Origin of the sequence: Pseudomonas sp. GGS8 (assembly GCF_024168645.1) — a bacterium.
Lineage (GTDB): Bacteria > Pseudomonadota > Gammaproteobacteria > Pseudomonadales > Pseudomonadaceae > Aquipseudomonas.
In genome coordinates, this window is record NZ_JALJWF010000001.1 from 61,840 (window position 1) to 80,942 (window position 19,103).

Sequence of the window (19,103 nt, forward strand, 5' to 3'; positions counted from 1 at the left end):
ATGGGTCAGTTTCCGGGTACCCGCCGTTTTTGGCGAGGTATCGATTGACCCTCCCCAACGGAAAAACCGGTAAGGACTTATGTGCGGATTAGCTGGAGAGTTACGTTTCGACCATCAACCTGCGGACCTCGCAGCCATTGAACGAATCACCCATCACCTGGCCCCTCGCGGCCCTGATGCGTGGGGTTTCCACAGCCAAGGCCCGATTGCCCTGGGCCATCGGCGCCTGAAAATCATGGACCTGTCGGACGGCTCGGCGCAGCCGATGATCGATCACCAACTGGGCCTGTCCCTGGCCTTCAACGGCGCGATCTATAACTTCCCTGAACTGCGCACCGAGCTGGAAAGCCTCGGTTACGCCTTCTATTCCGGTGGCGACACTGAAGTGCTGCTCAAGGGCTATCACGCCTGGAGGGAAGCGCTGTTACCCAAACTCAATGGCATGTTCGCCTTCGCCATTTGGGAGCGTGACGCCCAGCGCCTGTTCATTGCCCGCGACCGTCTCGGTGTGAAGCCGCTGTACCTGTCACGCACCGGCCAGCGCCTGCGCTTTGCCTCGGCTTTGCCGGCATTGCTCAAGGGCGGCGATATCAACCCGATCCTTGATCCGGTGGCGCTCAATCATTACTTGAATTTCCATGCGGTGGTCCCGGCCCCGCGCACCTTGCTGGCGGGCATCGAAAAGCTGCCCCCGGCGAGCTGGATGCGCATCGAAGCGGACGGCACCACCGAGCAGAAAACCTGGTGGACCCTGCCCTACGGCCCACACGCGGACGAGCTGAATCTGACCCTCGAAGACTGGCGCGACCGCGTACTCGACAGCACCCGTGAAGCGGTGGCGATCCGTCAACGGGCGGCGGTCGACGTCGGCGTGTTGTTGTCCGGTGGCGTCGATTCGAGTCTGCTGGTGGGGCTGTTGCGCGAAGTCGGGGTCGAAGATTTGTCGACCTTTTCCATCGGTTTCCAGGATGCCGGCGGCGAGCGCGGTGACGAATTTCAGTATTCAGACCTGATCGCCAAGCACTACGGCACGCAGCATCACCAACTGCGCATCGACGAAGAAGAAATCATCGAGCAACTTCCCGCGGCGTTCCGTGCCATGAACGAGCCGATGGTCAGCCATGACTGCATCGCCTTCTACCTGCTGTCCCGGGAAGTGGCCAAGCATTGCAAAGTGGTGCAGAGCGGCCAGGGCGCGGACGAGTTGTTCGCCGGTTATCACTGGTATCCGCAGGTGGATGGCGCAAGCGACCCGTACGCGGCGTATCGCGATGCGTTTTTCGACCGCAGCTACGCCGACTACGCGGCGACGGTGCAGCCAAAATGGCTGACGGCCAACGACGCGGCCGGCGACTTCGTGAAGGAGCATTTCGCCCAACCCGGTGCCGACGCGGCGGTGGACAAAGCCCTGCGTCTGGACAGCACCGTGATGCTGGTGGACGACCCGGTCAAACGGGTCGACAACATGACCATGGCCTGGGGCCTGGAAGCGCGTACGCCGTTTCTCGACTATCGCCTGGTGGAATTGTCGGCGCGGGTGCCGGGCAAATTCAAGCTGCCGGATGGCGGCAAGCAAGTGTTGAAAGAAGCGGCGCGGCGGGTCATTCCAAGTGAGGTGATCGACCGCAAAAAAGGCTACTTCCCGGTGCCTGGCCTCAAGCATTTGCAAGGCGACACGCTGAACTGGGTGCGCGAACTGTTGCTCGATCCGAGTCAGGATCGCGGCCTGTTCAACCCCGCCATGCTCGACCGCCTGCTGACCGATCCGCTAGGTCAACTGACCCCGTTGCGCGGCTCCAAGCTGTGGCAATTGGCGGCCCTGAACCTGTGGCTCAGTGAACAAGGAATCTGATCGATGAAACCCCACGCCACGGCTTACAGCCAACGCTTGTTGCGCGGTCAGGCCCCCTCCTACGAACGCTTGCAGGCACGCCTGGCCGAAGACGGCAGTGCATTGAGCCCAGCGCCCATCGCCGTGCATTGCGGTTGGGGCCGGTTGCTGATCGGCCACACCTTTCCCGATGCGGCGAGCCTTGCCCAAGAGTTGCTCAATGAGCAGCCCGGTGAACGGGACATTGCCTTGTACGTCGCGGCCCCTCAGCAAGTGTTGGGGCTGGAACCGGCGCAACTGTTTCTCGACCCGTCCGATACTTTGCGCCTGTGGTTCAGCGATTACCGTCAGGCCACCCGGGTGTTTCGCGGCTTCCGCATTCGTCGGGCGCAAAGCGAGGCGGACTGGCAGGCGATCAATCAGCTGTATCAGGCCCGCGGCATGCTACCGATCGATGCGAGCTTGCTGACGCCCCATCACCAGGGCGGCCCGGTTTACTGGCTGGCCGAAGATGAGGACAGCGGCGCAATCATCGGCAGCGTCATGGGCCTCAATCATCACAAGGCATTCAACGATCCGGAAAACGGCAGCAGCCTGTGGTGCCTGGCGGTGGATCCGCAATGTTCTCGCCCGGGCGTCGGTGAAGTGCTGGTGCGGCACTTGATCGAACACTTCATGAGTCGCGGGCTGAGTTACCTGGACCTGTCGGTGCTGCACAACAACCGTCAGGCGAAAAGCCTTTACGCCAAGCTCGGTTTTCGCAATTTGTCGACCTTTGCGATCAAGCGCAAGAACGGCATCAACCAACCGTTGTTTCTCGGCCCCGGTCCGCAAGCCGAGTTCAATCCGTATGCGCGGATCATCGTCGAGGAGGCTCATCGGCGTGGCATTGAGGTACAGGTGGACGACGCTCAGGCCGGTCTGTTTACCTTGATTCACGGCAGTCGCCGGGTGCGTTGCCGCGAATCCCTGAGCGATCTGACCAGCGCCATCAGCATGACCTTGTGCCAGGACAAAAGCCTGACCCACAAGGTGCTGAAAAACGCCGGCCTCAAACTGCCGGCCCAACAACTGGCGGGGAGCGCGGACGACAACCTGGCGTTTCTCGACGAGCATGAACGGGTGGTGGTCAAACCGCTGGACGGTGAACAGGGCCAAGGGGTAGCGGTGGATTTACGCAGCATTGAGGAGGTCCAGCAAGCCATCGAAAACGCCCGCGCATTCGACAGTCGAGTGCTGCTGGAAAGTTTTCACGAAGGCCTCGATTTGCGGATTCTGGTAATCGGATTCGAAGTGGTCGCTGCCGCTATTCGCCGGCCGGCGGAAGTGGTGGGCGATGGTCAGCATTCCATCGGTGCGCTGATCGAGGCCCAGAGCCGTCGCCGTCAGGCGGCGACTAGCGGTGAAAGCAAAATCCCGCTGGATCAGGAGACCCAGCGCACCTTGCAGGCGGCGGGTTATGACTACGGCAGCATTCTGTCGGCCGGTGAGCACTTGTTCGTACGACGCACGGCGAATCTTCATACCGGCGGCATTCTTGAAGACGTCACGGCGATTCTGCATCCAGCCTTGGTGGACGCGGCGGTGCGCGCGGCGCGGGCGCTGGATATTCCGATGGTCGGGCTCGACCTGATGGTGCCGGCCGCCGACCAGCCGGAGTATGTGTTTATCGAAGCCAATGAACGCGCCGGCCTGGCCAACCATGAGCCGCAGCCGACGGCCGAGCGGTTTGTGGATTTGTTGTTTGCGCATAGTCAGCCGGCAGTTTCATAAAGGTATGTCGCCTGAACTGACGCCATCGCGGGCAAGCCCGCTCCCACAGGGTACGCGGCCAACTGTGGGAGCGGGCTTGCCCGCGATGGCGGCCTGACAGGCAACGTAGATTCCCCCTCCTCATCGAAACCATCGATGCCCTCACCCCATCAGGAGTTTCCATGACCAGCAAAATCCCTGAACCGGATCTCAACTACCTGCAAAAAGTCCTGCTGGAAATGCTCGCCATTCCCAGCCCCACCGGGTTCACCGACACCATCGTGCGGTACGTCGCCGAGCGCCTTGAAGAGCTGGGCATTCCCTTTGAAATGACCCGTCGCGGCACCATCCGCGCCACCCTCAAGGGCAAGAAGAACAGCCCGGACAGAGCGGTTTCCGCCCATCTCGATACCATTGGCGCGGCGGTTCGCGCGATCAAGGACAATGGGCGCCTGACCCTGGCGCCGGTCGGCTGCTGGTCCAGCCGTTTTGCCGAGGGCAGCCGCGTCAGTCTGTTCACCGACAACGGCGTGATCCGCGGCAGCGTGTTGCCGCTGATGGCTTCCGGGCACGCGTTCAACACCGCCGTGGATGAAATGCCGATCAGTTGGGATCACATCGAATTGCGCCTGGACGCCTATTGCGCCACTCGCGCCGATTGCGACTCGCTGGGGATCAGCGTCGGCGATTTCGTTGCCTTCGACCCGTTGCCGGAGTTCACCGAAAGCGGCCACATCAGCGCCCGTCACCTCGATGACAAGGCCGGCGTTGCCGCGCTGCTGGCGGCACTGAAAGCGATTGTCGACAGCGGCGAAGAGTTGATGATCGACTGCCATCCGCTGTTCACCATCACCGAGGAAACCGGCAGCGGTGCGGCCGCTGCCCTGCCCTGGGATGTCAGCGAATTCGTCGGCATCGACATCGCGCCGGTCGCGCCCGGCCAGCATTCCAGCGAACACGCGGTGAGTGTGGCGATGCAGGATTCCGGCGGGCCTTATGACTATCATCTGTCGCGGCACCTGCTACGCTTGGCCGCTGACAACGAACTGCCGGCGCGTCGGGACCTGTTTCGTTATTACTTCAGCGATGCTCACTCGGCCGTCACCGCCGGCCACGACATTCGTACCGCGCTGCTGGCCTTCGGTTGCGACGCCACCCACGGCTACGAACGCACCCACATCGACAGCCTCGCCGCTCTCAGCCGTTTGCTCGGCGCCTACATTCTCAGCCCGCCGGTATTCGCCAGCGATGCACAACCAGCCACGGGATCGCTGGAGCGGTTCAGTCACCAGATCGAGCACGAGACGCAGATGGAAAGCGATACCCGGGTGCCATCGGTGGATAGCCTGCTGGGACAGCGCACAGAAAGCTGAGGCGGACACTGGTGATGTGTTCATATCCGCCGTAGCATCGCGCCAATGTTTAACCGAGGTGCCTTATGCTGATCCCCCACGACCAACTTGAAGTCGACACCCTGACCCGCCTGATCGAGGATTTCGTGACCCGTGACGGCACGGACAACGGCGATGACACGCCGCTGGAAACCCGAGTGTTGCGTGTCCGTCAGGCATTGACCAAGGGCCAGGCGCTGATCGTCTTCGATCCGGAAAGCGAGCAATGCCAGTTGATGCTCAAACACGATGTGCCCAAGCACCTGTTCGACTGAGTCAACGAACTTTGGCTTTCGCCTGTTTGATCTGAATGCGCTCGTAGACTTCGGCGCGGTGTACGTTGACCTGCTGTGGCGCTTCGACACCGAAGCGCACGCTGCTTCCATTGACGGCGAGCACCCGCACGGAAATGTTGTCACCTATGGATATCATCTCGCCCACAACGCGACTGAGTACAAGCATGGCATTCATCCTTCAGGGTTAGCGGACCCTGAAGATGCCCGGCGCGTAGCGGGTCTTCAATGCAGAAGCGGCAAATCAGTCCCGCCCTACAGCGCAGACAGCAGTGCCCTGACGGACGAGTCCGACAAACCGCTTGAATGAAGGACCGATCCTTCAGGAAGCGGCAAGGCGCGGACCAAACAGAATGACACTCGCCCCAAGCACACACAGTGCCACGCCGAGCCAGTCCGAGCCCAGTGGACGAATCCGCTCGACCACCGCCAGCCAGCCAATCGAGGCGATGATGTAAATGCCACCGTAGGCGGCATAGGCGCGGCCGGCATAGCTCGCTTCGACCCGGGTCAGCAGTAGCGCAAACAAGGTCAGGCTGAGTAAGGCCGGGATGACCCACCACACGCTTTTACCCTGGCGCAGCCACATCCAGAAAGCGAAACAGCCGGCGATTTCGAACAGCGCGGCGAGGAAAAACCACAGGTAATTGAGCATGCAGACGTCTCGTTAGGATGACCGATTGCGGCCACCCTAACGATGGTGTTGCGCACGGGCAAGTTCAGCCTGCGTTTTGTTTGGCCTTGGCGCGCATTTTGTCGGCCATCACCGTCATTTCGTTATAGAGCAGTTGCGGGTCTTTCTGCTTGATTGCCCAGGCCATGCGGCCCTGTTCGTGAGGCAGGATCAAGAATTCGCCAGCGGCGACCTGCTGATAGATGTAGTCGGCAATGTCGGCAGCGGTGATCGGCGAGCTCTCCAGCAATTTGCCGACCTGGGCTTTCATGGCCGGGGTCGGGCCACGAAAGGAGTCCAGCAGGTTGGTCTGGAAAAACGACGGGCAGACCACATGTACGCTGACTTCCTCGTGGGCCAATTCAATCAGCAAACTTTCGGACAACGCCACCACTCCCGCCTTGGCCACGTTGTAGTTGCTCATGGCCGGGCCTTGCATCAGCGCCGCCATCGAGGCGATGTTGATGATCTTGCCTTTGCTTTTCTCCAGCAGCGGCAGGAAGGCCTTGCAGCCCTTGACCACGCCCATCAGGTTGATCGCGATCTGCCAGTCCCAGTCTTCCAGCGACAGTTCACTGAAGAACCCACCCGAGGCCACACCGGCGTTGTTGACGATGACGTCGATGCCGCCGAGTTTCTCTTCGCAGGCTTGGGCGAAAGCGGTCAGTTGGCTGTAGTCGCGCACATCACAGCGCTGTATGAAACCGTCACCGCCGGCTTCGCGAACCAGCTTCAAGGTTTCTTGCAAGCCGGGCTCACTGACATCCGACAAGGCCAGCTGCCAGCCTTCACGCGCCCAGCGCAGCGCGATTTCGCGACCCAGGCCGGAGCCCGCGCCAGTGATCATCATGCGATTTTGCATAGCAAACAGCCTTGTTGTTCCGGGGAAGATGCACCGAGTGTAGCGAAGGATAATGCGCGACCCACGCTCCATCAGAGTGCTGAATGGCCAGCGATGAACCACGGCGCGGTAGGGCTGTTTCAACGTTGAGACGCAGTAAAAGAAATAAGCGTGCTTTCCAAATAACATTAAAAAAACTTGGAATTTTTTCTTATATCCATGAGTCGGATTTTGTAAGCAGCTAGGATTAATACACGTCCAGCTGATGGCTAAAACCCTAGGTCAATCCACAATGCTTCCAGCAAGGAAATAGACATGGGCACAATTCTTATCGTTATTCTTATTCTGTTGTTGATAGGTGGTTTGCCGGTCTTCCCGCACTCCAGAAGTTGGGGTTACGGCCCGTCCGGTATCATCGGCGTGGTGTTGGTGGTGCTGTTGATCCTGCTGCTGCTTGGCAAGATATAAAGATTTTTCCGGCAAAAAAAAGAGGCCCTGCGAAGGGCCTCTTTCCAATTGCGTCAATAGTTAATCCGGTTTGCCGTTAACCACACCTGCGGTGTTATCGAGCAGGCTTTTGGTCGCTGTTTGCAGGAACGCTTCGAGCTTGAGCTTCAACTCAGCCGTACGCGGTGCATTCGGAACGATCTCGGCGTGAGGCGTCGAACCCAGTTCGTATTGGTACATCTTCGGCGCCATTTCCTTATCCTTTGGCAGAACAAGAATCTGGTCAGCTGTGATGATAGCGGTGGTTTGCTCACTTCCTGACGGCTTGATCACACCAAAACCGGTGTCGCCTTCAGGCAGATTGAGCAGATCACGCCCCCAACACTGATGACGCACTTCACCACCAATACGGCCCATGATGGTTGGCACGATATCGATCTGAGTGCCCACGGTATGGTCACGCTGGCCGAACTTTTCCTGGATGCCCGGTGCAATCATCAACATCGGTACGTTGAAGCGGCCCAGGTCCATTTCGGTGATCTGACGCTCGTTGCCAAAACCGTGGTCACCCACGATGACAAACAGGGTTTCTTTGAAGTAAGGCTCCTTGCGAGCCTTTTCAAAGAATTGTCCCAGTGCCCAGTCCGCGTAACGCATGGCGGTCAAATGCTCGTTCAGGCTGCCGCGATCGGTTACAGGTTCAACCGGCAATGGTGTCGGCAAGGCATATGGCGTGTGGTTGGACAGGGTTTGCAGCAACGCATAGAACGGCTTGCCGTTTTCCCGCGCCTTGAGCTCTACCAGACCACGGTCGAACATGTCCTGGTCGGACACGCCCCAGGTCGGGTCGGAGAACACCGGGTTCACGAAGTCGTTACGACCAATGAAGTTGGTCATGCCCTGGTTGCTGAAGAAACCCGACTGGTTGTCCCAGGCAAAATCGCCGTTGTAGACATACACGTCGCCGTAATTACGTGCGCTGAGCAGCTGCGGCAGGCCGGACAACTTGTGGCTGCCTTCCGGGGTCTGCATCAGGTATTCAAAACCCGGCAGGTTCGGGAAGCAGGCCATGGTGGCGAACATACCCTGGTGGGTATGCGTCCCGTTGGAGAAGAAGCGATCGAACAGCAGGCCTTCTTTCGACAGTTTGTCGAGGTTCGGCGTGATGTTTCCCGGCGCGCCCAAGGCACCCACCGAGTGACCGGCCATACTTTCCATCAGGATCACGACAACGTTCTTGATCGGCAGGGTCTTGTCGGCCGGCGGCACATAATCACGACGCACCGCAGCGATATCGGCATCCACCAGTTTTTCGTCCGACATCACCAGCATGTCACGCACGATTTTCTGAGCTTGCGGCTGTGGCAGCGTTGCCTTCCAGATATTATCGCGGTCTTCGGACATCCGGCTCTTGGCCGCCGCGATCAGCGACAGCGTGCCATTGAGGCCCAGCTGGTTGGCGAAGTTCGAGTCCGTGGTGTAAACGTCACCCCAACGCAGCGGCGGGCCCTGGCGCAGGGTGCCACGCGCCGCGACCACACAGACCATCAGGCAGACCACGAACACCACGCCGCGCGCATACCACGGAGCGACCTGGCGGGTTCCGATGCTGCCACCGCTGAATGGCCCACGAGGACGCGTGGCGCGGTCGGCGCCCTTGAACGCGAGGGTCAGAATTAACGTGCCCACGCCCCAGGCCAACAGGTAGCGAACCACCGGAAAACCGTACCAGAGCATGCTCATCACGGTTTTCGGGTCTTCTTTCACGTACTGGAAGACCAGACCGTTGAGGCGCTGGTGGAACTCGCGGTAAAAGTCCATCTCCATCAAGCCGAGGAACAGCGCGATACTCGAGGCAACGGTCAACCAGAGCCGGAAGAACCCGCGGGCCGCCATGGCCCGGGCGCTGAACAGGGCCAGCAGCAGCGGAACGCTGAAGTAAACCACCAGGCGCAAGTCGAAACGCAGGCCGTTGGCGAACGCTTCCAGGAAGGTCGAAGCTGGTGTGTCGAGGATCATCGAGCGGTTGTAGACCAGCAGCGCGACGCGCAGCAGGCTGAACATGACCATCATGATCAAGGCGCACAACAGCGTGTAGGCCAGATGCGATTTGACGGTCGGTTGCAGCAGGCGACTAGAAGCTCGCTGCTGATTCAGGGCGTCCGGGTTTGCCATGTCGTTTTAGGACCCATTGGAAGTTGAAGTTTCAAAAATACAGCGGCGCCTTGCCCTCTGTTGACCATCCTCGGCCCCGGGGCGTGCGCGGTGCGCAAATGTTGCACGATCAACCGCGGCATTGCCATTGATTACTGTCCGGCAGCCCAACTGTCGCTTGTAGCGCTCAGGGACAAGAGGCGTGGCGCAAAGTTGCGGGGTTGACTCGTTGAGGCGAATTGTCTTGGAGGCTTTGTGAAAATTTCGTTCAACGCATATCCGGAAACAAAATAAAGCCCTTCTCTCAATAAAAAATCAAACGCCCCGATCCAATCGAGGCGTTGTTGAACACGGCCGTAAACCAACAGAGTACGCCGTTACTTCTCGGCACGTTCCTTCAGCGCTTTGAGGGTATTGAACGGTGCATCGACCACGAACTTGTTGGCCAACCACGACGGCACGCTGCCGCCTGGATCGGTGTGGACCTGATACGTCACTTCGACTTGATCGCCTTTGGGCACGAACTTCCAGAAACCCTTGACCTGGGCGACGCGTACAAAACCTTTCTCTTCCGGAAGGTACTTCGGCTGCCCTTCCAGCTCGCGGGTCAGGCTGCCATCGGCGCCCTCAACGGTGGTGACATGCAACACCGAATCGCGAGCAGTGACCGGCCAGGGTGTATTGAATTGAGTGTAGGTCCAGCTCTGATTGCCTTCGTGCTTGAGCAGCTTCTGGGTCTTGCACTCATGAATCCAGGCGCAGGCCCCTGGTACGTCTTCCTGCAATGCACGCAATTTGGCCATGGTGGTCTTCATGACCGTTACACCACGGTAAGCCTTGTATTGGGAACCGGCCACCTCACTCAAGGACACCTTGATGCCGTCTTCGTCCTTGGCGGTTTTCCAGTCTTCGGCCTGGGCCGTGGAGGCCAGCAAAACCGTCAAACCACACAGCACAGCGATACGATGCAGCGAACCCATAGTCTTATTCCTTATTGTTGAAGTTCCGTTCGTTGAACACATCACGCGGCCGTCATTTGCTCCCACCAGCCCAGCAACTTGATCGCTTCGTCGCGGCTGCTTCCGCAAACCTCGACATCGGCCTCAAATGCCGAACACACCGCGGGACGCTCCGGCCTGCCGAAAATGCTGCACAGGTTATCGGCAGACAGTTGTACGCATCGTTCTCCGGCGGCTTTGCCATTGGGCATGCCGGGAATCGGCGAACTGATGGAAGGGGCAATGCAACAGGCGCCACAGCCTTCACGGCATCTCATGACGACAAGCTCCTCGCGGCGAGCAATGTGTTAAAGGGACGTGGCACAGAGTAACGGCTAAAACAGGTGTTTTAAATTACCCAGGCCCGGGTTTTTACGCTCAAACGAACGTGACTGACCAGTCTCCGACAAAGCGTCTGTTTCGCGGGTCACGAACAGGGGGAAATTTACTGCTTGAACTCGAATTCCAGCGCCGCGCCTTCAACGTCCCGGCGCTCTTCATTGCGTCGTTGCAGCTGCATTTCGTTGCTGATCAGGCGACCGTTCAGCTGAAACGGACTGCTTTTGCCACCGAACATTTGCGGCAACACCGCATCGTGTCGAGGCAACGGTACCGTGCCGACCGGTTTCAATTCATCGACCTTATCCTTGGGCAAGCTCAAGTCGAGATTGGCGGGAGGGAGGTTGGTTTTCAACACTTCGCTGGCTGGTTTTGACTTGGACGCAATGGGAGAACGCTTTTTGACCGGGGCAGCCTTCTTTTTGGCTGGAGCGGTTTTTATAACCGCCACCGGTTTTTTCGCGGTTGCGGCGGCTGTCGGTTTTTCCTGAACGGAAGCCGCCATGACACCTTCCGCCTGACAAGTCATCAACAGGCAGATCAATAACCAGGCGGCAGGAAAAATCGGTTTCATGGACCCAACGGCGCGAACGGCAGAAGGCTATATGCTCGCCTGTTGGAGACGACAAGACAAGCGGGCAGTTCACAACTGCCCGGCAGGTTAAAAACCGCTCGTCGTCTCTTGGCAAAGTTGCGTTGCCAGCAACCCCAGCGTCATCAATGCACGCTCGGCTTCGCGGTTCCAGGGGATGCCACAGTTCAGGCGAATGCAGTGATTGAACTGTTCGGTGTTACTGAAAATCAGCCCCGGCGCAATGCTGATGCCCTGCTGCAGCGCACGCACATGCAACTCCTGCGTGTTGACCCGCCCCGGCAGGCTGACCCACAGAATGAACCCGCCAGTAGGCCGGGTCATCTGTGTGCCTTCCGGGAAGTATTGCTGAACTCCCAGTTGGAAAGCGCTGAGGTTCTTGCGGTACTCCTGACGGATGTAACGCAAATGCCGGTCGTAACCACCGTTCTCCAGATAGGCCGCAATGCCCATTTGCGTGACGCTGCAGGCCGAATGCGTGCTGAACGTCTGCAAGCGCTGGATTTCCGGCTGGTACTTGCCGGCAATCATCCAGCCGATCCGCACGCCGGGCGACAGGGTTTTGGAGAAGCTGGAGCAATAAATCACCCGATCCAGCCGGTCATAGGCCTTGAGCGATTTGGTGCGGCCCTGCTCGAACATCAGCTCGCCGTAAATATCGTCTTCGACGATCTGGATATCGAAATCCGAGGCCAGGCGCAGCAGTTGTTTCTGCCGCTCTTCGGGCATGGTGCCGCCCAAGGGATTGCTCAGGCGCGTGGTCAGCACCAGCGCCTTGATCGACCACTGGTTGGCCGCCAGTTGCAGAGCTTCGAGGCTCATACCAGTAGCCGGATCGCTGGGGATCTCGATGACTTTCAACCCCAACAGGTCGGCCAGTTGCAGCAAACCGTAATAGGTCGGCGACTCGGCGGCAATCAGATCGCCCGGCCGGGTCAATACGCGCAGAGACATCTGCAATGCATCGACGCAGCCATGGGTGATCACCACTTCCGACGGATCAACCACCACGCCGGCATCGCGCATGCGGATCGCCACTTGCCGACGCAACGGCTCGAAACCGGGACTGAACATGTAGCTGAACGCCCGCGGACTATGGAAACGAGTGACTTTGGCCAGTTGCTGATGCAGCGCCCGCACCGGTAGATAATCGACGCTCGGTACGGCCGCGCCCAATGGGAACACGCCTTCGCGGCGCGATTCGACCAGGACTTGCTGAATGATGCTGCTGCGAGTGACCAGGCCTGGGCGCTCGACCCGGGCGATGTCCGGGGTCGGTGCCGTCAGGGCCGGCGTCTGGTGCACGTAGTAACCGGATTGCGGCCGGGCACGGATCAGCCCTTGATCTTCAAGGTTGGCGTAGGCTTGCAACACCGTCGCATGGCTGACGTTGAGCTGCGAGCTCATCTTGCGCACCGAAGGCACGCGCTCTCCCGGCTGATAGACGCCGCGGCGGATGTCTTCGGCCAGTTGCTGAGCAATACGTTGATAGAGCAAGAGATTGGTCATGACGCAGCACTCGATTTCACGGGCATTTTATTCTTGTGTGAAACAATACCGGAACAGTTTAGAAGTGTACTGGGACAGTTGCCACAATAGTCGACCATACAGGGCGGTGTCAGCAAAAACTGTACTGCTTTTTATTGGAATCGCGAAGCAATTGGCAGGCACAAAAAAACCCGGCGCTGTCTGGCAGGCCGGGCTTTCCAGTGACGCAGCCCTTAGCGGGCAGCGCCGAGCTGGCCTTTTTCGTCGGAGAACACAATTTCCACCCGACGGTTCTGTGCACGACCGCGCTCGGAAGCGTTGGCGTCCACCGGGTATTCATCGCCGTAACCTTCAACCTGGATGCGTTTGTCGTCGATGCCCAGGTCCATCAGCACGTCAGCCACCGATTGTGCACGGTCGCGGGACAGCTTGAGGTTTTCCTGTTTCCCGCCGGTGCTGTCGGTGTAGCCTTCGATCCGCACCACGCGCTTGGGGTTGAGTTGCAGGAACTGGACGATTTTCAGCACTACACGGTTCGCCGAGTTCTTCAGCTCCGCTTCACCGGTATCGAACAACACATCGCCCAGGGTCATCACCAGACCACGGTCGGTCTGAGTGGTCGCCAGCGCCACGATCTGCTCTTCGAGCCACTTGCCCTGTTGCTGCACGCTGAGCAACTTGGACTCTCGCAGCGCCAGTTGCAGGCGCTGACGCTCGAGTTCGAGCTTCGCTGCGCGCTCTTCGTTGAGCACCTGATTGGTGTGTTCCCGGGCGATTTCGCTGTAGCGCTGGCTCAGGTAGGCGTAATGCACCACGTCGGAACCGCTGCCCCAGTAGCTGGACAGACGATCGGCGCGGGCCAGAGACTCGCCGGCGCGGATCACGTCTTTGGGTGCAATGCGCAGCACGTTGGAGTCTTCCTTGACCTTCTGGAAGTCGGCACCAGCCTGCTGCAACGCGGCTTCGCTGTGTTGACCGGCGCAGCCATAAAGGCTTGCACAGCCGACCAGGATCAAGCCGCCGAGTACTTGGGTCTTGAAGTTCATTGGGCATCTCCCAGTTGCTTGCGCAGGCGGGTGATGCGGGAATTGAGCACGTTCAACTGCTCCTCGCTCTTGTGGGTCAGGACCCGGGCTTCGGCCAGGCGCGCGTCCAGCTCGGCCTGCTCGGCCCGCATACGCGCATTCTTGAAGGACTGGTCGGCCATATTGCCCTTGGCACGGTTGAACTTGTCCTGGGCCAGCTTCAGCTCCGGCACTTCCTCAGCGGTAGCGCCCACGGCCTTGGCTTGTTCGAGGGCCTGTTCGGTCAGGCGTATTTGTTCATTCGGCGCAGGATCGGCTGCACAACCCGCCAGAGCCAGAACGGCCAGGGCAGCGAAAAGAGGTCGAATACTCACTAAAAATCCCTACTGTTTTGGGGTACTGACCGGTTGTGGCTGCTGTTGTGAGCCTTGCGCTTTCCAACGCTCGATATTGCGCAGCAACGCAGCCTCCGTCAGTCCGGACGCGGGCAATTCTGTCATCTTTTTGGCCAGCTGTCCGCGCAACCAAGGATCGTTACAGGCAGAGTTATGGGAAACCGCGAGATACAGGCCGGGTTTGTCGATGGGTTGTGGGTGGGCCATCAAGTCATTGGCCATCCCCAGCGTTTGCACCATGGCCATGCCCGAGTAACGGCCGGCGAGGACAAATTCCACCTCGCCCAGCAGCAGTTTCTGAAAGGCCTGAGTCAGATTGGGTGTGCGCACGAGGGTCAATTGCTGCTCGGCGAAAGTGCCGAATGAAGGGGTCACTCGAGCCTTTTCCGACAACGCGCCGGGATGACCGTGAAGGTCCTGCGCTTCGTTGTAGACCAATAGCGAATCGTTGCGGGTCCAGACCAGATAATCGTTTTCCAGCAGCGCTGGATGGATGTAATCCAGATTTTCCAGCTCATTTACCGCCAAGGGCGCATCGGCCAGCATGTCCATGCGCCCACTGCGCACTTCATCCAGGGCCTGGGAGCGTTTGCCGGCATACAGCAGCTCAACCTTGATGCCCAACTCCCCCGCCACTTGCTGCAACAGATCAGCACTGGCGCCGATCAAGTGCTTGGGGTCTTGCGGGTCTTGCCACAGGTACGGCGGTGCGTCCGGGCTGCCGGTCACGATCAAGCGCTCGCACTTGCCCGCGGCGGCGGACAACCCTGGCATTAGCGCCAGGCTCAACCACACCCCCGGCAAAAAAGAGCAGCCAAACCAGCGGCGCAGATCCATGGCAATACTCTCCCACTCAAATCCGGAACAAAAAAAGCCCGACCAAAAGGCCGGGCTCTTTATAAGTCAAGCCGCCGGATTAGACCAGCTTCTCGAACTCAGGGATGGCTTCGAACAGGTCCGCCACCAGGCCGTAATCGGCCACCTGGAAGATCGGCGCTTCTTCGTCCTTGTTGATCGCCACGATCACTTTGGAGTCTTTCATGCCGGCCAGGTGCTGGATCGCGCCGGAGATACCGACGGCGATGTACAGCTGTGGCGCAACGATTTTGCCGGTCTGACCGACCTGCATGTCGTTGGGTACGAAACCTGCGTCGACTGCAGCGCGCGAAGCACCGACAGCAGCGCCCAGCTTGTCGGCCAGGGCGTACAGGTGTTTGAAGTTGTCGCCGTTCTGCATTCCGCGGCCGCCGGAAACGACGATCTTGGCAGCGGTCAGTTCCGGACGATCGGACTTGGCCAGTTCTTCGCCGACGAAGCTGGAAGTGCCAGCGTCGTGAGCAGCGGCAACGGCTTCAACGGCAGCCGAACCACCTTCAGCTGCGACCGGGTCGAAACCGGTAGCACGCACGGTGATCACTTTCACTGCAGCATTCGATTGCACGGTAGCGATGGCGTTACCGGCGTAGATCGGGCGCTTGAAGGTGTCGGCGCTTTCGACCGAGATGATCTCGGAGATCTGGTCAACGTCCAGCTGAGCAGCAACGCGCGGCAGGATGTTTTTGCCGTTGGAAGTGGCGGCCGCCAGGATGTGGCTGTAGCCCTTGCCCAACTCGGCGACCAGCGGCGCGACGTTTTCCGGCAGTTGATGCGCGTAGGCGGCGTTGTCGGCCACCAGCACTTTTGCCACGCCAGCGACTTTCGCGGCGGCTTCAGCCACGGCGCCAGCGCCCTGACCTGCAACCAGAACGTGGATGTCGCCGCCGATTTTCGCGGCAGCAGCAACGGTGTTCAGCGTGGCTGGGGCCAGCGCTTTGTTGTCGTGTTCAGCAATAACCAAGATAGTCATTTAGATTACCTTCGCTTCGTTCTTGAGTTTTTCAACCAGTTCAGCCACCGACTTGACCTTGATACCCGCGCTGCGTGCAGCTGGCGCTTCGACTTTCAAGGTCTTGTTGGTGGAGGCGGTGGAAACGCCCAAAGCGTCCGGAGTCAGCACTTCGAGAGGCTTCTTCTTGGCTTTCATGATGTTTGGCAGGGACGCGTAGCGCGGCTCGTTCAAACGCAGGTCGGTGGTGACGATGGCCGGCAGTTTCAGGGAAACCGTCTGCGCGCCGCCGTCGATTTCACGAGTCACGGCAACGCTGTCACCGCTGACTTCGACTTTCGATGCGAACGTGCCCTGACCGTAGCCGCTCAATGCCGCGAGCATCTGGCCGGTCTGGTTGTTGTCGCTGTCGATGGCTTGTTTGCCGAGGATCACCAGCTGAGGCTGTTCCTTGTCGACCACTGCCTTGAGCAGCTTGGCCACGGCCAGGGAAGTCAGATCTTCAGCGGATTCGACGAGGATGGCACGGTCGGCACCCAGCGCCAGCGCGGTGCGCAGTTGCTCTTGAGCGGTGGACGGGCCGATAGAGACGACGACGATTTCAGTCGCAACGCCTTTCTCTTTCAGACGTACGGCTTCTTCCACTGCGATTTCGCAGAACGGGTTCATCGACATCTTGACGTTAGCGAGGTCGACGCCGGAATTGTCCGCCTTGACGCGAACCTTGACGTTGTAATCCACAACGCGTTTGACAGCTACAAGAACCTTCATGGATTCCTCGTTACTCTCCGGTGAAAAGAAAGTCGCCTAGGCGAACCTGGCGGTTGATGCACATGGGGCACAAGGGCACCTCTAAAAACGCCGGCATTCGTGTCAAGTGACCATCGCTCATGCTGTTCATGACCGTTCGTCAGTGGTGACCGACGAGTCATTCATTAACGCGACGTGTAAACTGCGCGCCAAACCCGAGCGGCGCATCACCTTGCCCTGCGATCGTCCTGTCTTTAGAGGTGCTCTTGAAACCTACAGTCAGCCTACGGCGAGCGCAAAACCGCCCGTATCTTGACCGGAACACCTATTCGGGTCAATACGGCAAAATGGCCAGTCATAAGCCGCGTGACTTTGATTTATCTGGCTTTGAGCCAATTCAAACAAACGTTTGTATTGGACGCTAGGAGTGGTGTAGATATAATGCGCCACCTAGAGAGAAAGGTGGGTCATCCATTGTCCCTTTCGGCGTTTGCCGAAGGAAATAATGGATGCAACGCCAAACCTCCAATTAGAAAAAAACTGTTGAGCCTTGAGTAGGAGATAGCCTGTGGAACGCGAATACATGGAATTCGACGTGGTCATCGTCGGTGCCGGCCCCGCTGGCCTGTCCGCCGCCTGCCGTTTGAAGCAGAAGGCCGCCGAAGCTGGTAAGGAAATCAGCGTCTGCGTGGTCGAAAAAGGCTCCGAAGTCGGCGCTCATATCTTGTCCGGTGCCGTGTTCGAACCACGGGCCCTGAACGAACTGTTCCCGGACTGGAAAGAACTCGGCGCGCCGCTGAACACGCCAGTCACCCGCGATGACATCTTCGTTCTGAAGAACGCTGACAGCGCGCAGAAGATTCCAGACCTCTTTGTGCCCAAGACCATGCACAACGAAGGCAACTACATCATCTCCCTGGGCAACCTGTGCCGCTGGCTGGCCCAGCAGGCCGAGAACCTGGGCGTGGAAATCTACCCGGGCTTCGCCGCCCAGGAAGCGCTGTTCGACGAGAACGGCGTGGTTCGCGGGATCATCACCGGCGATCTGGGCGTTGACCGCGAAGGCAATCCGAAAGAAGGCCTGTACACCCCAGGCATGGAACTGCGCGCCAAGTACACACTGTTCGCCGAAGGTTGCCGCGGCCACATCGGCAAGCAGCTGATCAAGCGTTTCAACCTCGACAGCGAAGCCGACGCCCAGCATTACGGCATCGGCCTGAAAGAAATCTGGGAAATCGACCCGGCCAAGCACCAGCCAGGCCTGGTGGTCCACACCGCCGGCTGGCCGCTGGACATCATGGGCACCGAGAACACCGGTGGCTCGTTCCTCTATCACTTGGAAAACAACCAGGTGGTGGTCGGTCTGATCGTCGATCTTTCCTACAGCAATACCTTCCTGTCGCCGTTCGACGAGTTCCAGCGCCTCAAGCATCACCCGGTGCTCAAGCAATACCTGGAAGGCGGCAAGCGCATCAGCTACGGCGCCCGCGCGATCTGCAAAGGCGGCCTGAACTCGCTGCCGAAAATGGTCTTCAAGGGCGGTGCGCTGATCGGTTGCGACCTCGGCACCCTGAACTTCGCCAAGATCAAAGGCAGCCACACGGCGATGAAGTCCGGCATGCTCGCCGCTGACGCCGTGGCCGACGCGCTGTTCGCCGATCTGGACAGCACGCAAGAGCTGACCACTTACGTCGACGCGTTCAAGAAGAGCTGGCTCTATGACGAACTGTTCGCCAGCCGCAACTTCGGCCCGGCGATGCACAAGTTCGGCCCGATTCTCGGCGCGGCATTCAACTACATCGACCAGAACTGGTTCGGCGGCAAACTGCCGTTCACCCTGCACGACACCAAGCCGGATTACGCGTGCCTGAAACTGGCGGCCGACTGCAAGAAGATCGACTACCCGAAACCGGACGGCAAGATCAGCTTCGACAAACTCAGCTCGGTGTTCATCTCCGGTACCAACCATGAAGAAGAGCAGCCGTGCCACCTGAAGCTGGCCGACGCGAGCATCCCGATCAGCAAGAACCTGCCGCTGTACGATGAACCTGCCCAGCGTTACTGCCCGGCCGGTGTGTACGAAGTGGTGACCAAGGAAGACGGCGAGAAGCGCTTCCAGATCAACGCCCAGAACTGTGTTCACTGCAAGACCTGCGACATCAAGGATCCTGCACAGAACATCACCTGGGTAGCGCCGGAAGGTGCCGGTGGCCCGACTTACCCGAACATGTAAGTCGAACGCTGAACAACAAGGCTCCCGACATGGGGGCCTTTTTGTTGCCCACCATTCAAGCAACCACACACTCCCA

At 59.2% G+C, this 19,103-nt stretch carries 19 protein-coding genes; 6 read left to right on the forward strand and 13 right to left on the reverse strand.

Annotated elements, in window-relative coordinates; translation table 11 throughout:
- Positions 1–79: 79 nt before the first annotated feature.
- From J3D54_RS00235 to J3D54_RS00250, 4 genes are all read left to right on the forward strand, one after another.
- Entirely contained in the window at positions 80–1,852 is a 1,773-nt protein-coding gene (locus J3D54_RS00235) for an N-acetylglutaminylglutamine amidotransferase (protein ID WP_253416215.1), read from the forward strand.
- 3 nt (positions 1,853–1,855) lie between these two features.
- Complete coding sequence (gene ngg, locus J3D54_RS00240; protein WP_253416216.1) at positions 1,856–3,604, forward strand: N-acetylglutaminylglutamine synthetase; 1,749 nt, start codon at positions 1,856–1,858, stop codon at positions 3,602–3,604.
- A 161-nt stretch (positions 3,605–3,765) separates the two neighbouring features.
- Positions 3,766–4,956: an osmoprotectant NAGGN system M42 family peptidase gene (locus J3D54_RS00245; protein ID WP_253416217.1), complete on the forward strand. Its 1,191-nt coding sequence runs from the start codon at positions 3,766–3,768 to the stop codon at positions 4,954–4,956.
- 65 nt (positions 4,957–5,021) lie between these two features.
- Positions 5,022–5,249, forward strand: a complete 228-nt coding sequence (locus tag J3D54_RS00250; RefSeq protein ID WP_003199186.1) for a YheU family protein — start codon at positions 5,022–5,024, stop codon at positions 5,247–5,249.
- 1 nt (position 5,250) lies between these two features.
- Here J3D54_RS00250 and csrA read toward each other — a convergent pair whose 3' ends face one another.
- The 3 genes from csrA to J3D54_RS00265 form a co-directional block, all read right to left on the reverse strand.
- Complete coding sequence (csrA, locus tag J3D54_RS00255; RefSeq protein WP_253416218.1) at positions 5,251–5,436, reverse strand: carbon storage regulator CsrA; 186 nt, start codon at positions 5,434–5,436, stop codon at positions 5,251–5,253.
- A gap of 153 nt (positions 5,437–5,589) precedes the next feature.
- Positions 5,590–5,922, reverse strand: a complete 333-nt coding sequence (locus tag J3D54_RS00260) for a YnfA family protein (protein ID WP_253416219.1) — start codon at positions 5,920–5,922, stop codon at positions 5,590–5,592.
- A gap of 64 nt (positions 5,923–5,986) precedes the next feature.
- Complete coding sequence (locus J3D54_RS00265) at positions 5,987–6,802, reverse strand: SDR family oxidoreductase (protein WP_018929879.1); 816 nt, start codon at positions 6,800–6,802, stop codon at positions 5,987–5,989.
- 288 nt (positions 6,803–7,090) lie between these two features.
- Here J3D54_RS00265 and J3D54_RS00270 point away from each other — a divergent pair, with 288 nt between their 5' ends.
- Positions 7,091–7,249 (forward strand): DUF3309 family protein, encoded by a 159-nt coding sequence (locus J3D54_RS00270; protein WP_172901242.1) that lies wholly within the window; start codon positions 7,091–7,093, stop codon positions 7,247–7,249.
- 60 nt (positions 7,250–7,309) lie between these two features.
- Here J3D54_RS00270 and J3D54_RS00275 read toward each other — a convergent pair whose 3' ends face one another.
- From J3D54_RS00275 to J3D54_RS00320, 10 genes are all read right to left on the reverse strand, one after another.
- Entirely contained in the window at positions 7,310–9,403 is a 2,094-nt protein-coding gene (locus J3D54_RS00275) for an LTA synthase family protein (RefSeq protein ID WP_253416220.1), read from the reverse strand.
- Positions 9,404–9,759: 356 nt separating this feature from the next.
- Positions 9,760–10,362: an START domain-containing protein gene (locus tag J3D54_RS00280; protein ID WP_253416221.1), complete on the reverse strand. Its 603-nt coding sequence runs from the start codon at positions 10,360–10,362 to the stop codon at positions 9,760–9,762.
- Positions 10,363–10,403: 41 nt separating this feature from the next.
- On the reverse strand, positions 10,404–10,658 hold the full coding sequence (locus J3D54_RS00285; protein ID WP_253416222.1) for a YkgJ family cysteine cluster protein: 255 nt from the start codon (positions 10,656–10,658) through the stop codon (positions 10,404–10,406).
- Between the two features lie 167 nt (positions 10,659–10,825).
- Positions 10,826–11,293: a translation initiation factor 2 gene (locus J3D54_RS00290; RefSeq protein ID WP_253416223.1), complete on the reverse strand. Its 468-nt coding sequence runs from the start codon at positions 11,291–11,293 to the stop codon at positions 10,826–10,828.
- 87 nt (positions 11,294–11,380) lie between these two features.
- Positions 11,381–12,820: a PLP-dependent aminotransferase family protein gene (locus J3D54_RS00295; protein WP_253416224.1), complete on the reverse strand. Its 1,440-nt coding sequence runs from the start codon at positions 12,818–12,820 to the stop codon at positions 11,381–11,383.
- A gap of 212 nt (positions 12,821–13,032) precedes the next feature.
- Positions 13,033–13,845: an OmpA family protein gene (locus tag J3D54_RS00300; RefSeq protein WP_253416225.1), complete on the reverse strand. Its 813-nt coding sequence runs from the start codon at positions 13,843–13,845 to the stop codon at positions 13,033–13,035.
- Entirely contained in the window at positions 13,842–14,198 is a 357-nt protein-coding gene (locus tag J3D54_RS00305) for a DUF4398 domain-containing protein (protein ID WP_253416226.1), read from the reverse strand. The genes J3D54_RS00300 and J3D54_RS00305 overlap by 4 nt, the downstream gene beginning before the upstream one ends.
- A gap of 9 nt (positions 14,199–14,207) precedes the next feature.
- Positions 14,208–15,056 carry an ABC transporter substrate-binding protein gene (locus tag J3D54_RS00310; RefSeq protein ID WP_253416227.1) on the reverse strand — a complete coding sequence of 283 codons (849 nt, stop codon included), beginning with the start codon at positions 15,054–15,056 and terminating at the stop codon, positions 14,208–14,210.
- 79 nt (positions 15,057–15,135) lie between these two features.
- Complete coding sequence (locus tag J3D54_RS00315) at positions 15,136–16,065, reverse strand: electron transfer flavoprotein subunit alpha/FixB family protein (RefSeq protein ID WP_253416228.1); 930 nt, start codon at positions 16,063–16,065, stop codon at positions 15,136–15,138.
- Positions 16,066–16,815, reverse strand: a complete 750-nt coding sequence (locus J3D54_RS00320) for an electron transfer flavoprotein subunit beta/FixA family protein (RefSeq protein WP_003226982.1) — start codon at positions 16,813–16,815, stop codon at positions 16,066–16,068.
- 547 nt (positions 16,816–17,362) lie between these two features.
- Between J3D54_RS00320 and J3D54_RS00325 the strand changes: the two genes are divergently transcribed.
- Positions 17,363–19,027 carry an electron transfer flavoprotein-ubiquinone oxidoreductase gene (locus tag J3D54_RS00325; protein WP_253416229.1) on the forward strand — a complete coding sequence of 555 codons (1,665 nt, stop codon included), beginning with the start codon at positions 17,363–17,365 and terminating at the stop codon, positions 19,025–19,027.
- Positions 19,028–19,103 lie beyond the last annotated feature (76 nt).